General features: G+C 47.8%; 9 protein-coding genes and 2 pseudogenes. 4 read left to right on the top strand and 7 right to left on the bottom strand.

Annotated elements, in window-relative coordinates; all coding sequences use genetic code 11:
* Positions 1-137 (top strand): annotated as a pseudogene (locus tag Tanf_RS14765) (IS1595 family transposase); the annotation flags it as partial.
* 57 nt (positions 138-194) lie between these two features.
* Here Tanf_RS14765 and Tanf_RS05325 read toward each other — a convergent pair.
* From Tanf_RS05325 to Tanf_RS05315, 3 genes are all read right to left on the bottom strand, one after another.
* Positions 195-3290 (bottom strand): AAA family ATPase, encoded by a 3096-nt coding sequence (locus tag Tanf_RS05325; RefSeq protein ID WP_046825162.1) that lies wholly within the window; start codon positions 3288-3290, stop codon positions 195-197.
* 62 nt (positions 3291-3352) lie between these two features.
* Positions 3353-4543: an exonuclease SbcCD subunit D gene (locus Tanf_RS05320; RefSeq protein WP_080561841.1), complete on the bottom strand. Its 1191-nt coding sequence runs from the start codon at positions 4541-4543 to the stop codon at positions 3353-3355.
* Positions 4544-4557: 14 nt separating this feature from the next.
* Complete coding sequence (locus Tanf_RS05315; protein WP_046825161.1) at positions 4558-6618, bottom strand: acetate--CoA ligase family protein; 2061 nt, start codon at positions 6616-6618, stop codon at positions 4558-4560.
* 411 nt (positions 6619-7029) lie between these two features.
* On the opposite strand from Tanf_RS05315, the gene Tanf_RS14760 reads away from it, so the two are divergent.
* A complete protein-coding gene (locus tag Tanf_RS14760) occupies positions 7030-7236 on the top strand; it encodes a hypothetical protein (protein ID WP_140230617.1) in 207 nt (68 codons plus the stop codon).
* Between the two features lie 36 nt (positions 7237-7272).
* Positions 7273-7731, top strand: coding sequence for a heavy-metal-associated domain-containing protein (locus tag Tanf_RS13805; protein WP_161794940.1), 459 nt, complete (start codon positions 7273-7275; stop codon positions 7729-7731).
* Between the two features lie 468 nt (positions 7732-8199).
* Here the strand turns inward: Tanf_RS13805 and Tanf_RS05305 are convergent, their stop codons facing one another.
* From Tanf_RS05305 to Tanf_RS13800, 4 genes are all read right to left on the bottom strand, one after another.
* Positions 8200-8562, bottom strand: coding sequence for a BACON domain-containing protein (locus Tanf_RS05305; protein WP_046825160.1), 363 nt, complete (start codon positions 8560-8562; stop codon positions 8200-8202).
* A 37-nt stretch (positions 8563-8599) separates the two neighbouring features.
* Positions 8600-10387: a RagB/SusD family nutrient uptake outer membrane protein gene (locus Tanf_RS05300; RefSeq protein WP_046825159.1), complete on the bottom strand. Its 1788-nt coding sequence runs from the start codon at positions 10385-10387 to the stop codon at positions 8600-8602.
* A 2-nt stretch (positions 10388-10389) separates the two neighbouring features.
* Positions 10390-13884 (bottom strand): TonB-dependent receptor, encoded by a 3495-nt coding sequence (locus tag Tanf_RS05295; RefSeq protein WP_080948563.1) that lies wholly within the window; start codon positions 13882-13884, stop codon positions 10390-10392.
* Between the two features lie 992 nt (positions 13885-14876).
* On the bottom strand, positions 14877-16046 hold the full coding sequence (locus Tanf_RS13800; RefSeq protein ID WP_052449017.1) for a leucine-rich repeat domain-containing protein: 1170 nt from the start codon (positions 16044-16046) through the stop codon (positions 14877-14879).
* 219 nt (positions 16047-16265) lie between these two features.
* On the opposite strand from Tanf_RS13800, the pseudogene Tanf_RS15485 reads away from it, so the two are divergent.
* Positions 16266-16626, top strand: a pseudogene (locus Tanf_RS15485) (IS1380 family transposase); the annotation flags it as partial.

Raw genomic sequence — 16626 nt, 5'->3', positions numbered from 1 at the left:
AGCCCGAATTCTTACAAAATTATCTCGATGAATTCTGTTATAAGTTTAATCGAAGATACTGGGGAGAAGCCCTCTTTGGAAGATTGCTCGTAGCTTGCGTAACCTATAAAAATGAGTTTAGGTATAAATACGGATAATCATAAAACAATTTTTTTCTCGGAAAAATGTTTTAAAAGGCACAAAAGAGCGCTTGTTTAACCTTTCGGTTCGGTTGCTCTGATCTTGATCTCACTTTTTCCGTTCGATGTTTTTGTGAGGCTGATCCGTACGGCGATGCGTTCGGTCATCTCCGAGACATGTGAGATAACGCCGATCTTGCGTCCTTGGGTCTGTAAACGTTCAAGTGCATCCATAGCGACACCCAGCGTGTCGTTGTCCAGCGATCCGAATCCTTCGTCGATAAAGAGGGACTCCACGTTCATGCGATTCGACGACAGGGATGAGAGGCCGAGGGCAAGTGCGAGCGAGATCAGGAACGATTCGCCCCCCGAGAGCGAGTGTACCGTGCGTACCTCGTTGAGCATATCGAGATCGACGACTTGCAGAGCGAGTGATCCGGGTACTCGTTGCAGCTTATAGCGCGACGTGAGTTCCCGAAGATGCCTGTTCGCGTAGCCGAGTAGCGTGTCGAGGGTATATCCCTGAGCGATCTCTTTGAACTTATTGCCGGAGGCCGAGCCGAGCAGGGTATTCAACTTTTGCCAGTTCTCGGCGTGTGTATATTTCGCCTGCCGTTCTTTCTCCAATGTTTCAACCTGCTTTTCGTTACGAGCGTTTGTGGTCAGTACTACTTCGAGTTCGGTCTGTCGCCGGGTACGTTCTTCGGTCTGCAGCTTTCTCTCTTGCAGACAGGCTTGCAGCGCTTCGTTCGTGGTGTTCTGATCTGTCGGCCGGTCATTGGACTCGTAATGCAATGTCAGGTTCTTATTTCGTTCGGCTAAGGTGGCGCGGGCGGTTGTCTCAGCTTCAGTCAGGGAGTTCAGCGCCTTTTTTTCAGCCTGAATCCACGCATTACTTTTCGAGAGCAGCTCCGGGAGGCGTTCGCGGGTGATGCCATCTTTTCCGGCCATCCATGTTTCGACGGCTTTTTGTAGCGTTTCCTCTTCGGCAACGAACTTAGCCAAGTCTTGCCGGCGTTGGGCGATGTGATCGCTCAGGCTTTTCTGCTCGGCCGACAGCAGGTTTCTTTTCTCATTCAGTTTTTTTATTTTCGATGTGATAAGAGACAAGTTGTCGGTAAAGTATTTCTCGGCAGCATCGGCCGGTTTCCCGCGCAGCACAGTTTGTCGTTCGGCCTGCCATTGTTCCAATATGTTCCGACAGTGTTCATTCTTCCCGGTCGTGACTTTCCATATTCGGTCGGTCTCCTGTATGCGCACCCGCCCGTTCTCAAGATCGATTTTGAGTCGTTTGAGTTGTTCCTGCGCTTCGGTCAGGGCTGTGCTTGCATTGTCCCACTCCGTCTTGCGGGTGATCAGGTGTTCGGCCAGTGTAGCACGTTCGAAAAAGGTTTGCCAGCCGGGGAGAGTGATGAGATGTTCCTCTAACTTGCGGTATGTGGCCGTATACTGCGCCGTGTAATTCTCGATCAGTGCGGAAAGTTTCGTGATCTCATCTTTGCGTATTTCGAGATCACTGGTGACCTCCTCCGTTTGCCGGGCATTGTCAGCCTTCGCCTGTTCCAGCTCCTGTTCTTTCATACGTTGCGTCTCTGCGAGACTTGCAACCGGGTGATGGAGGCTGCCGCACACCGGACAAGGCATCCCTTCTTTCAGCTGTGCGCGGAGCGTCGCGATTTCGGCAGGCATCATCTTGTTCAGCCGTTCCGCCTCCTGCCTGAGTCGTTCCATTTTCTTCTCCCGGTCGGACAGGATTTGCTTACTTCTCTCCAATGTTTGTTCGTTACGTTGCTTTTGCTTGTGTACGGTCTGCGCTTCGGCAATCAGGGAGAGAAGGATATCCATTCGTGCGGCGATCAGCTCAAAGTCGCGATGCGTTTTAAACCATTCCTCTCGTGTGATGAGTTCTGTTTGCGTCTGTGCCAGCGTCTCCTGTATGCAGCGGATGTCCTCTTCGGTTTTTACTTTTCTTTCTTGAGCATCTTTAAGCTCTCTTCGGACCTCTTCAAGGTCTTTCTTCGCCTTTGAAATTAAGACATCCAATTCGCGGGCGCGGACGATTTGAGGGGCAATCTGCTGTTGCTTATCCATGAGCTGCGTTTGTTCCTGCTCACAGTCGGTTACGGCGTGTATGGCTTCGGTAAGCAACGGCTCGTTTTCGGCTTGTCGGCGGACGGCTGTTTGCAGATCGGCCTGTGACTCGGACAATGTGTGGCGGAGGTTTTCCAGATGTTTGAACGTGTCACGTATCTCCTGTACACGGTCGATTTGCACGATGTAGTCGTAACGCTCACGTGCTTCCGCGATGGCTTGCCGGGCTTGCGCCAGACGATGTTCGGCCTGTTTTTGTTCATCGCACAAACGGGTGTGTTCGGTCTGCCATTTCAGCTGTGCCGTCAATCGGTCGATCGTCTTTTTCAGTTCCGTCAGTTCGTGTGTTACCTCCGACTTTTCCGTCTCATACGCCCTTCGTTGCTCTTCCGAAAGTCGTTCGATACTTTCAATGTGCCGCGTGACGGCTTCCAGCTCCGCGCCGGCGTTCTTTGACTTCTCATAAATGGCGATCGAGAGGCGCGAATAGATATCCGTGCCCGTCAATTTCTCGAGCAGCTCAGCCTTCTCCGGCTGACGCGCTTTGAGGAATGTGGCGAAATCGCCTTGTGCCAACAACACCGAACGGGTAAACTGATCGAACGTAAGCCCGATCAGATCGACGATGCGTGCGAGCAGTTCCGTCTTTCGTCCCGGCTCTTCATGTCCTGTGGATAAATTGCGGAGGCGTATCTCACTGCTTTGCATCGATCCTTCGGCCTTGTTATAAGCCCGTTTGACCGACCAACGTGCCCGAAATGTCTCTCGGCTGAGCGATACGAAATCGACTTCGGCATAGCCTTCGCTCGTACCACGGCGCAGGATATTACGACAATCGCGTTGACTGAGAGTCTTGTCGCCCACGTCGCGGATCAGGATATTTTCTGAGGCATGGCTCGTGCGTGGCGTCTGGTCGAACAACGCCAGACATAAGGCGTCGAGCAGGGTAGACTTACCCGATCCGGTACTTCCCGTAATGGCAAAAATACCGGCCGATTTGAGCGGTTCTGCGGTGAAATCGATTTCGAAAGCTTTTTCGAGTGAGGCCAGATTTTTCCCTCGGATAGCCAGAATTTTCATTGTTTTTTCTTTTTTCGTTCGGATCTACAAACATACGTAAAAAAGCCGAGAGAGGTATACAGTTAGAGCGATCCTTCGACTTCTCGGAGGGTCTGTCGCAAAAGTTTCTGCATGGCTTCAGGCATCGGTTCATCGCCATATTGACGTTTAAAGACGTTCATGGCCAGATCCATCGGATCGATAGTCTGCAAATCTTCCGGGCCGGAAAGAAGGTCGCTATCTTTTCGCGCGGCCGTTACGGCTTCGATGCGTGTCAGTCGGACGGACTTGTCTTTCAGTGCCTCTTCGATCTGGTGCCGAAGGGAAGGCTCCGGTTCCGTGATCCGTATCTTGATTTCCAGATAGGGAGAATGTTCGTCCGCTTCTCCTGCCGGTAACCGCCCGATCTCTTCCAGTACTTCGGGCAAAGCGCGGGCTTCGCGAGGAAGGGTGATCAGCCTGACCGTATCTTCGAACTCGATGTGTTCGATCTTGACTGTATCGTCTATCTCGATAAAAACGACCCCTTGTCTGTTGTTCTTTTCAGCGAACGACATGGGAATCGGAGCGCCCGCATAACGCACATTTTCGCGTCCGGAAACACGCTGGGCGCGATGCAAGTGACCCAATGCGGTATATGTTATTCCGGGGCCGAAAGCATCGGGAGAGACACATTCCAACCCTCCGATGACGGTGCGTTCCGAACGGTCATTTTCCGAAATCTCCGAACCGGTCGCCTGTAAATGTCCCATGGCAATCACCGGAAGATGTTTATCAGGGACGAGATCATACAGCTTTTCGTACATCGTCCGCACAGCCTGCGAATAATTTTCCGCATCGGGATAGTCGCCTTGCCGCAGGTAGGGCACGGCAAGGCAAGATCCTCCTTTTTTGAGTGGTACGATCAGACGGGCATAATCGATGTCGCCTTCCGGCGTCCGTCGCACCGTGCCGCGCACATCGATATGCATCTCCTCGAACAATGGGCTGGGAGCCTCAAGACGTGCCGCCGAGTCGTGGTTTCCGGCAATGATGATCATCTGCAGTTCGGGATTTTCGTGCGTTACTTCGCGCAGAAATGTATAGTACATCTTTTGCGAGTCGGCCGACGGATTCGGACTGTCGAACACATCGCCCGCAATCAGCAGCACGTCAACTTGTCGGTCTTTCAGCACGTTTTTGAGCCATGCCAGGAAACGTGCGTGTTCAGTCCGGCGGTCGTATTCAAAGAAATGTTGTCCGAGGTGCCAGTCTGCAGTGTGAATGATCCGAATCTGCCGTTTCCCGCTCATTTCTCTACTCGGATACGTGCATCGACTGCGATGATGCCTTTCTCCGTAGCCAGCAGCGGATTAAGATCAAGCTCCTTGATCTCGGTTGCGAAACGAAGCAAAGTAGAGAGGCGCACGATAAATTCAGCAAATTGATGTTCGTTTACGCCTTTCTGTCCGCGGGTGCCTTTGAATATCTTATAAGCTCTCAACGAGCGGATCATCGAATAAGCTTCTTCGTATTCGAGGGGTGCGAGCCCCGAAGCCACATCGCCCAGTACTTCCACAAAGATACCTCCCAGACCGCACAATACGATATGTCCGAACCGGTCTTCGTACTTGGCGCCGATAAACAGCTCCGTTCCTTTCAGCATGGGCTGAATCATCACAGCTCTGACACCCGGCAACTTCATCATACGCCTGAACTCCAACGAAAGATGTTCCTCCGTTTTGATGTTTAGCGCCACTCCGCCGATATCGGTTTTGTGTACGGGGCCGACTACTTTGGCAACAACCGGAAAACCTGTCTGACGTGCGAAAGCCAACACTTCTTCCTCGCTTGTCGACACACATTCTTCGACCATGGCCAACCCCGCCGCCTTCAGCAGGATTTGCATGTCGGAAGGTTGCAGGTACCCGTTCTCGTCGATCCGGTCGATCGTGCGGCGGATCAGAGGGATATCGACTCCCTGCAATTCGATTTGTCCTGCCGTCGGTTTAGGCGTATTCACTACACGCGATACGGCGCTTGCCAAGGCTACTTCGTCGGAGAAGTTAACCCCACCTGCACGAATAAAATCTTCGACTTCTTTGGATGAATTGACAATCGACGGAAGAATAGGAAACACCGGTTTGGTGCATGTTTCCGACTTTTGGCGGATCATTTCCAACGCATCCGAGATTTTTCCCAATCCTGTGCTCCCGAAGATGGTAGCGATGGCATCCGTTTCGGGAAAATGCTGATCCGCATAGTCGATGGCCAGCCCCAGATCGGCCGCAGAGCCTGTTCCCAGGATATCGATCGGATTGGATACGGACGAGCCGGGCAACAAGCGTGATTTCAGTTCTTCGGCCCTCTTGCCCTGATAGGCCGGAACACCCAAACCACCGCGCGAGAGGGCATCAGTAAGAATCACCGCCGGGCCACCGGCATGGGTAACGACAGCGAAATTCTTGCCATGGATATCTTTCAAGGTGAAGACACAGGCTACAGTAGCCAGCTCTTCGCGGCTGTAACAACGCACAATACCGGCTTTTCGGAATAATGCCTCCACCGCCGAATCGCTCGATGCCAAAGCGCCCGTGTGGGATGAGGCAGCTCTCATGCCGCTTTCCGAGCAGCCGCTCTTAATGGCTGCAATCTTGCATCCCTTGCGTATCAGGGACGATGCATGATAAAGCAATTTATCAGGGTCTTTGATGTTTTCGATATATAATAACTTGATCTTAGAGTCTTCTTCCGGGTTGTAATGTTCGTCCATATACTCCAGAACCGCTTCGATGCCGATTTGCGAGGCATTCCCTACCGACCAGATCGAATTGAACCGAAGACCCTTCGGGATAGCACATTCCATGATAAACAGAGCAACGCCGCCGGAGGCCGAGATCAGATCGGCACCATTTGGGTGGAATTCCGGAACAGGAGCCGTGAATACGCTGTGATGATAACGGTTGGCCAGCCCTATGCAGTTGGGGCCGATGAGTGAGACACCCGCCTGCGAACAGATGCGCTGGATTTCTTTTTCAATCACCCCGCCCTCGGGTGTCTCTTCACTGAAACCTGATGAGATGATGATGATGGCTTTGGCTCCTTTCTGATGTACCAATACATCGACCGTTTCTTTACAAAATGATGAAGCAACGGCCAATACACCCATATCCACCTGTGGAAGATCGTGAACGGAAGGTGTCACTTTGATGCCTTGAATCTTTGTCTCTTTGGGGTTAACGATGTAGAGCTTCCCTGCAAATCCTCCGGTCAGGATATTCTTTACCATTTGCCCTCCCGGCTTGTTGATGTTATTCGAACCGCCAACAACGGCGATAGATTGCGGGTTTATCAATTGCTGTGTAATCATGTCTGTTCTCTTTTTTAATGAGTTATAAGTCGGACAAAAGTACAAAAAAATATTTAATACCCGATTTTCCCGTAGAAAATTTCTTTCTTTGCAAAGAGACAAACGAAACAAACATCATTGAAATAATAATTTGATATGTTTTTCAGGCATATATGTACTTTCTGTGCGCTGATCACGAGTAGTGGGATATATGGCCCAATTTACCGTGAAAGGTACGGTGCTTTTTGAGGGTGCTGACAAAGCGGCGGGTGCGACGTTGCATCTGTTGCAGTCGCGTACGGTAGCGACTGATTACGCTCGGATATCGGACGCCCGTTTACCGGTGGCAGTTCGATGCGACGGCGCAGTTCAACGGGCCCGGCACGTTACCGATTCCCGATGCAAAAAACCCATTGTGGGAGAAAACCTACGATGCTTATACGCTCGTCGGCGCGCAGATCACGAAGCGGTTTAAGAAGCTGTCCGTTGTATGTGGGGGTGGAAAACCTGTTTGACTTCACGCAACCGCACCCGATCGTTGCCTCATCCGATCCGTGGAGAGACGATTTCGATGCAACCATGGTCTGGGGACCTGTGCATGGGCGGAAAATCTACGGTGGTCTGCGGTGGAATTTATAATCATGTATTAACCATATAAAAAGAAGAAAAATGAAAATGAAAACAAAAACAATTCAATGGATGATGTGCTGTTTGCTGCTGCTGATCGGGAGTGATGCGGTAGCACAGAAAGAGGCGAAGAAAAAGGAAGCGCAGACGACGTTTGTCGTAAAAATCATGTGCGATAATTGCATCAAAAACATTAAAAAGAATATCGCTTACGAGAAAGGCGTGAAAAACCTGAAAATCGACTCCGAAAATCAGAAGGTAACGGTGATTTATAATCCCCGGAAGACGAATCCCGAAAAACTGATTGAGGCGTTTAAGAAGATCGGGAAAGAAGCCATTCCGATTGAAGAAGTCCCTTTGAAAAAAAGACAACTGAAAGAAGCAGAAGCAATCCGGACTGTTCAAGTGAGCGCCGCGAGTTTTACGGTTTCAGATACAACTGTGTTTTTTGCAGTCGACGGATTGCTGCAACCCATAAGAGGAGATTGTCATCCAGATATACATTGACAAAAGGTGTAGGCAACTCTTTCACACGAACGAAAACCTCACTGATACCCCACTGATCGATACCGGAGGATAAACGAACGGCATCGGCGATGTTTTTTATTCGGGCTTTGCACCGAAATCAGAAACGGCTGAATGAAAAGCAGACAAGATTGTCTTGAAATTGGTCATTTCTGAGCTTATCGAAGTTCGATCGTGCACTGAAATCAGACTTCATTGTCCTGAAATCAGCCGATGTTGTCCCGAAAACAGACATGTATTGATCGGAAAGCAGAGTTGCGTCTCTGAAAAAAGCGTAACTTTGCCGTAAAAAACGACAAAATGTCAGGGAAACCTTTCGGACGTTTGGTTGTTGATTGGTTCGATTGTTTGCTGACTAACACATAACAATCATTGTTATCCGATAAAACTTTTTACAAGAAATAAAAAGTTTTATCAGACAGCAATGTTAACAACTCCACAAGTATGAGCTTACTGCTGATTGATGGTAATCAGAACGGAGGGTTGTTTAAATGTCGGGTAAACGGTGATTTCGGCTTTTCGCGATGTCCCGGAATTGTTCTTGTCGATAGTCAGCGTTACTTTCCCGTCTCCCGATCCATATTTCTTCGATACCTTGCACCACGTCGCTGAGGATTCAACCCACCAGCCTAAATTACCGGCCGCAATGACCAACTCAATGTTTCCGCCATCCTTCGATACGGACTGTACTGTTTGAGGGGTTACCGAGAATGCAGAAGGAACCGGATAATATGCTCCTTCATTTTTATCGCATGAGGTAACTACCGCTATTCCTACCCAAATGATAGCTATGATATAAATGACTCTTTTCATTTTTTTCTGTTTTTGACTGTTTGATTATTTTTTTTGTTTACCATCCCGGGTTTTGTTTCCACAATCCTTCGGTAAGGCTTATCATGCGTTCCTGAATTGGCAACAGATAATCTCGGTTTGTCTTAAATCCGAATCCGGCAGGCAATATGACCTTGTACGGGTCAATATATCCCTGATCGTTGATCTGAATATTTTTTCCGGGAACTAAAACTCCTTTATAATACCCGTTGGAAGTGTTTTGCTCCTGTAAGGTACTGCCCGTGAAAAGAGCGCCTGACGGACGCTTCCCGACAATCAGTTCATCGGCTGCTGCCCAACGAAGGATATCGTCGAAACGGAGGCCTTCACAAGCCAGTTCTATGCGCCGTTCGCGTCGAACGACTTGGATGTACTTATTCAGGTGATGGAACGGATAAGCCGGATCGGTATTGTATTCTCGATCGAAGTCGATTTCGGGCATCTTCACACGGTCACGCAGAGGTTTAAGTGCTGCTTTGATCAGATGTTCATTCGCGGCACCGTCCAGTTCTGCCAATGCTTCGGCATACATTAACAAGATTTCGGCATACCGGCGCTGAATGGCAGGTGCCTGCGCTTTGTGTTCTCCCGTCACAGAGGCCGCATAGGACGTGTTGTACTCGTTGAATTTAAGCAATGAATATCCCGTTGTGTTCTGATGATATGTCGTTACATGCAATGGCGGGAATTGATAGACTAATCCGTCAGGTTTCATCTGTGTTCCGGGTGTACAGACAGTTTGTGACAGACGCGGATCGCGCACGGAAGGCGACAGCTCGTTCCCGTAGGTTTTTTGTGCAACGGCACGCTCCGAGGCCGTAAAGATTTTCCCTTCTGCGGTCAGATAGTCGTCGATCAGTGAACGGGAGATACCGGTTTGTCCGCCTCCTTCGTTAATGTAGCGCGTCACACTGTGTCCGATGTTCTCGGCTGCGTTGTATTTCTTCCACCAGAGCACTTCCCTGTTTGCTGACAGATCAAGGATGACAAAAAGATTCTGGTAAGGTTTATCGCCTGTTGAATAAATCGCCCACACACCCCGGTCGATGATGGCTTTTGCGGCATCGCGTGCCTGTTCAAAATAATTCTTTATTTTGTCATCCGTCACCTCTTTGCTGTAGAAGGCATCGTTTTTGGCTTTGTGGTATTTTTGCCAAGTTGCTTCGAATAATGCGATTTCGGATTTAAGTGCACGGGCTACGTCGCGATGTACCCGCATCGTAGCATTGGAATTTTGCTCGCTCAGATGGGCAATGGCTTGATTCAGATCGGCCAGAATGTGATCGACAACCACTAACCTCGAATTGCGCGGCACGTTAGCCTCACTCATCTCCAGCATGTCTTCTACCCATGCGACATCGCCGTAGTCTCTGACTAGCTGAAAGTAATACCATGCACGGAAGTAATACGCTTCGCCAAGGCATTGTCTCTTTTCTGCACTCTCTTCTTTATTATTCCCCGCATTGGCAAGCATAAAGTTGAGGTTGCGAATATGATTGTAATTCGACAAGTTTGAGGCGTTACTTAAAGTCATCAACCCCGACAGCCGTACCTGAGGCGATGCACCCACCATATTGTCACTGCACATATCGCCGAAAGCGATTCCGCCAGCACCCAGTCCTCCGGGATGGATTTTCACGCCGCTTTCGTAAAACTGATTGAGGTATTTCTGCATCTCGGAAGACGAACTCAACGCGTTGGCTGATGAGAGCATTCCTTCCGGAGATTTATCCAAATCGAAACATCCGGAAAGCGTGATTGCGATTCCGAAAGAAATAAGTACGGATATATAGTGAATCTTTTTCATCTCTATTGTAAATTAAGAATTAAACCGACCGAATAAACTCTGTTGAGCGGATAGTTTTTACCGCCGGCACCCGAAACAAAGACCAGTTCGGGATCGAAGAACCCAATCATACGGGTGAGCGTAAACAGATTTTCGCCCGAAACAAAGAGTTGTGCTTTGCTCAGACGTGCTTTCCGTATCCAATGTTGTGGCAAGTCGTAGCTTACGGTCAGATTCTTCAACCGGATATACGAAGCGTCCTGCATGTAGTAATCGGATACGGAATTGATGGTTTTGGCATTAAAGGTACCGTTATTTCCTGCTCCCGAAATGTAGGGTTTCGTAAAATAAGCATTGGGATTATCTTCACGCCAATAATCGAGATGTTCTTTAAATACGGTGACTTGAGCGAATGGTCCCGCACCTGAGAAGTAGTTTGAACCGGCGGGGGAGTAATCACGTTTGCCGACTCCCTGAAAGAGCATGCTAACCGTTAGATTTTTATAGCTTATTTGGCCGTTCAGTGAGAATTGATAGCGCGGTGTCGAATTTCCGATGATACTCATATCGCCCATATCGTTCAGCACGTTTGTTCCCCGGTTGATTTTTCCGTCTTGATTCAGGTCGGTAAACTTCAAATCGCCGGGTTCAAATTTCCGTGCCGTAAGATATGAGGCATTAATCGTCTTATTATACTCATCCGCTTCGGCTTGAGTTTGAATAATCCCGGAAACTTTGTAGCCCCAATATTCGCCCACATTGCGTCCTTCGTACCATCTTCTTGCCGGATCGGAAAACGTTGGATTCCGATATGTTAATACTGTAGATTGTGCATCGGAGATCATGACGCCCACCGAGTAATCAATTTCTTTGCCGATTTTTCCGCGATAATGAAGACTCAGTTCCCATCCACGGCTGCGCATCACGGCATTGTTGGCATTCGGAGGTGCGGCTCCAAACATATCGGGCACGTCTTCGCTGGGACCTAACATATCTCTGGTAATGCGTTCAAAGATATCGAAAGTACCTGTAAGGCGGTTGTTAAACAGACCGAAATCGATACCGGCATTTTTACTCTCAACTTTTTCCCATGTTACGTGGGCAATGGTTGGTTTAGGTCCTTGAATGTACATATCACGTCCGTCGGCAAAATACCAGTTCCCCTGATTTACAATCCCCATCGTTTCGGTGAATGTATAAAGGCCGGCGCCACTCTGATTGCCCAGGTTTCCATACGAGGCTCTCAGTTTAATTGTGTTTAGCACGTCGGTAACAGACTCCATGAAATGCTCGTGTGTAACATTCCATCCTACGGAGACGGAAGGGAACCATCCCCAACGGTTAGAAGACGCAAACCGGGACGAACCGTCGTAACGGCCATTTAATTCGAGCAAGTATTTTCCGTCATAATCATAATTGATACGTCCGAAGAATCCCCGCGTAGCCCAGCCGTTACGATTTTCGGTCGGTGTTTTATCGCCGGTGGCCAGATTGATTCCCGGATTGGTAGAGCTGATCAGCCCGACAACCTTCGTATGTAGCATCTTGAATGCGTTATCTTCTTCCTGATAACCTGCCATCACGTTAAAATTGTTATTCTTGTTCAGCGTAAACGAATAATTGCTGTAAATACTGATGGCTTGATATTGCGATGCGCTCATGGAGCGCAAGTATGAGCCGGCATCGGGGATACCTAACTCGGAGCGGGTATTTTGCTTGTACGACGTCTCGTCGATTCCGATAAAAGTGGCCGGTGTGGCAAGAGCATCGTAATCGGTTGTTCCTTTTTTGTAAGTGTAATCCATAAAAATACGCCAGTTTTTGATGGGCTCTAACTCAAAACCGGCTGTTATTATCCAATTGTTATGAATGGTATTTGTATATGTGCCCGATTGCAGATAAGGGACTTGTGAGAGTTCGGAGAAGTTGCCGTTCAGATCGTAAGGTGATACCGTAGCCCGGAAACGTGCCAAACCATGGTAAAACATTTTCTCGTTGATGGCGCCATCTCCGAAAGGAGACTTTTTATTTCCTTGGGCATACTTCGTATTGATTTTGAATTTGAGCCGGTCGGTAAGTTGCGATGACAGGCTGGCGTTGAGGTTGTAACGTTTGTAATTGATGTCGGCATACCGCAACAGGCCTTCTTCGCCGTAATACCCTCCGGATACGTAATATTGAGCAACCTTGCTTCCTCCGGTAAAACTGATGTTGTGATTTTGCTTGAAGGCGTAATTCCGGTAATGGAACTTAAACCAGTCGGTGCTGCCTACGCCTCGCGAATTGTTCTCAAACATGGTACTCATGCTGTTGTTCGCTTTTACTCCCGGCCAGCTGTTAATGTCGGCAGGATTCTCCACATAACGTTTCAGCATTTCCAGTTGCGCCTCGGAATATTGAGGAGTTACTCCTGCATTCTTGTTTCCATCATTAAAAAACGTGGCAAATTCGTATCCGTTAGCCATCTCCGGCAAATTCAGCGCTTGTGACCAGCCGGTTGTTCCCTGATATGAGACGCACATCTTTCCATCTTGCCCTTTCCGGGTTGTAACCAGAATGACTCCGTAGGCTGCACGTGCACCGTAGATCGAAGCGGCTGCCGCATCTTTCAGCACCGAGATGCTGGCTACGTCATTCGGATTTATATCGGCCAGATTCATCTCTACCCCGTCGACGAGTACATAAGGGGCATCGCTTTTGCTCAAGTTACCCTGTCCGCGAATGTTAAGCGAATAACTTTGTCCCGGTGTACCTCCCGATCCGGGTATGGATGCCGTAAGTCCGGGAACAATACCTTGCAGACTTTGCGTGACGTTGACGACCGGGCGCTTTGCCAAATCCTCCCCTTCGACCGTGGCTACCGAACCGGTGAGGTTCACTTTCTTCTGCACACCGTAACCAACAACTACCACTTCTTCGAGTTGCTTCGTGTCTTCGTGCATCACGATATCGAATGATGTTTTTCCACGGATTGAAATTTCCTGATCGCGATAACCGATGTACGAAATCTGTAATACGGCATCCGATGGCGTCTCGATCGTAAACTGGCCGTCTACATCGGTAATCGTACCATTCGAGGTATTTCCTTTCTCGACGATGGTTGCTCCGATCACAGGCTCACCCGAGGCATCGACAATACGTCCTCCGATCGAAGTCTTGCGTCTTTGTGCGGAAACCGGATGCTGTTGCTCTTCCACATTCTTTTCGATCAGTGCGATAATGTTCTTCTCGCTTTTCCGGTATTCGATATTCGTTTCGGAAAGCAGTTGTTTCATGGTTTCGTCGATACCGGAATTGGAAAGTTGCAGAGAAACGGTTTTCTCTAAACCGGGTAGCGATTCGTTGTAAAAGAATTTGTAATCGCTTACTTTCTCAATCTCTTTCAGTGCTTCTCGTAAGGGCTTGTTTTGCATATTCACGGTAATTTGCGCAAAAGCAGTGCTCGTCATAAACAAGAGCAGCAAAAAGATGACAGGCTTTGTTAATGAACATCTGTTTAAAAAGAGCTTTTTCTCCATACAAATCAGTTTAACAATTGTTTTTCATTTTCTCCCTAAACTTATGTGATTGGAATTTCCTTTTTCATTCTTTAAGCTACAGGTTGAAAAAACAGTCTTTCACAAATCACACAAACGCTTATGGCTAATAAGAGTACAAAAGCACAAAGGGAATCCTTTAATGTAAAGTTAAAAATTAAATATTTTTAACTTTTTTGCTTTGTTGGCACTGCCGAACCTTTCCGAACTTTCGCCCGACGTGATCCCCCCCTGCATCAACAAACATTCAAACAATCGAACGAATGAACAACCAAACGTCCGAAAGGTTTCCCTGACGTTTTGTCGTTTTTTACTGCAAACTTGTACTTTTTTCAGATATGCTTCTCTGATTAGGGTGTATAATCGCATGACTTATAGATGATTATGTCTGTTTTCGACACGTGTTTGAGTTTCTTGAAGCACTCGCTCGGGTGATTTCGGCACAACCTTGTCTGCTTTTCATTCAGCCGTTTCTGATTTCGGGGCAAAGCCCGAATAAAAAACATCGCCGATTTTCGGAGAGATTATACAACAAGTTGATTCTTTATTATTGCTGTCCGATAAAATGACTACTTTGGGGCATAGTTTGACGATGTTTGGTCAAAAAAATAAAGTTAAACAAAAGGGCTGATTTCCCCAAAAAAAGAGTCAGCCCTGATTTTTCTTTACATAACAAATATTCTTATCGGGCAGCAATAACTGTTTTTAGTGTTTTATCCGTGAAGGAATACAATATTTGCAAAACCAAAATTTTTGCCGAAGAAATGTACGGACTGGCTGCATAAACAAAAAAAGAGGCCGAATCGTTATGAGACAGCCCCATTTTTTACGTTATTATACGTTACGAATCGTATTCCGATATATTCGGAAATTCAGGGTCCGAATATCCATTATAATACATGAACGTATCGTTTCTGCTCGTAAATATCCGAGAAGACAGAGTGATAAACGAAGAATGAGGGAGGGATCACTTTTTATTTAACCAAGATTTTCTCTACCGTATCACCTATGCGTACAAGGTAGATTCCTTTGGCTAACGGTTCGATATGTTCGCCAGGCCCGAGCGTCAGTATTTTCACTGCCATACCGTTTACATTGTAGATTTGCACGGTCTGTGGTGCAGGCAGGGTAAGATACAGGATACCGTGGGCGACATAGATACGCAGGCCATCGATCCTTCCCTGATTGGCCACCTCTGCAATGTACGCAAACTCTTTCCATACGGGAGTCGACTTGTAAGCCTGCACCTTGCCGGCAGGAACCTTCAGCGTAAGGCTCGAGAGGGCGACCTTCTTAAAAATATTCTCCTCGACGGCAAGCGGAACAGTCCATTGTGCCGTTACTTCTTTCAGTTCTGTACAATCGGCAAAGGCGTGGCTGCCTATTTTCGTAATACTTGCCGAAAACGTGATGCTTGACAGCGCTTTACAAGAAGAGAAAGCGTAGCCTCCGATGGTGCTAATGCTGTTCGGCAGATGGATACTTTGCAGGGCTGTGCAACCCTCAAAGGCCCGGCTTCCGATTGTCTTTGCGCCGGTTGGGAGCGTGACGCTTTGCAACGTTGTACAATTGGAAAAACTGTAGCTCCCGATATCGTGAACACCGGCAGGGACGTTAAAGGTTGTCTCCATCTTCCCTGCAGGATAGTAGATTAGCTTGGTCTTGGCTTTGTCATAGAGCACACCGTCTGCGGAAGCAAAATGCATATTGCCGGCATCTACATCGAAGGTTGTCAAGGCCGTGCAGTTGACAAATGCTTGGCTCCTGATCGTTTTTATCCCGGAGGGAAGTGCAATGTTCTTCAGTGCCGTACACTTGGAGAAGGCTTGATAACCCAACTCGGTAACAGAGGCTGGCAGGGTGATACTTGTCAGTTTCGAGCATTCGTAGAAGGCCCTTTTTCCAACCGTTTTAACACCGTCCGCAACAGTTATCTTTTCGATTTCGGCACGGAAAGCCTTCCAGGGCTGATCATCTTTAGAGGTATAGTCCGGCATGACTCCCGTTCCGGTGACGGCAAGGGTTTTGGTGTCAGCATGGTAGTTCCACTGAAGCGGCCCGGTGGTACCGCTTGTCTGTGCTTGTGCACTGAGGGGCACTAATAAAAGCCCCATCATCCATAAGGTAAAAATATTCGTTTTCATAGTTTTGTGTTTTTTGAAATCAGTTATTTATTCGCATCCGGTATTCAGCGTGCAGTCATCGACAAATAAACATTCATATTCATCCTTAAATCCGCAACATCATGATTTTAGTATAATTATAAACACCTGAGCAACTTTTTTGTTGCTCAGGATTTTGTCATGTCGAAAAAATCACTTATCTTAGTGTTGCAAAGCAAAATAAATCATTTATCGACCGACATGCCAAAGATACAAATAAAATCCGAGAAGCTCACTCCCTTCGGAGGTATATTTTCTGTAATGGAGAAGTTTGAGCATGTTATGAGTCCGGTTATAGATAGAATCCTTGGACTCAGAGATGTGCTTCGTATGGCTATCGATATAGCGAAATTGTCCGTTCCTTGATGGCGGTTTATTTCTGTGGTGGCAATTGTATAGAGGATATATCCAATCATCTTCTCAGCCATCTCTCACTTCATCCTTCCTTGCGAACTTGCTCTTCCGATACTATACTCAGGGCGATAGATGAGCTCAAGACAGACAATATTACCTATGAGTCCACTCTTTGAACAAGTCTTATAATTTTAATTCCGCAGAGAAA

Source organism: Tannerella forsythia (genome assembly GCF_001006485.1).
GTDB lineage: Bacteria > Bacteroidota > Bacteroidia > Bacteroidales > Tannerellaceae > Tannerella > Tannerella forsythia.
This window is presented reverse-complemented; position numbering and strand designations above follow the sequence as displayed.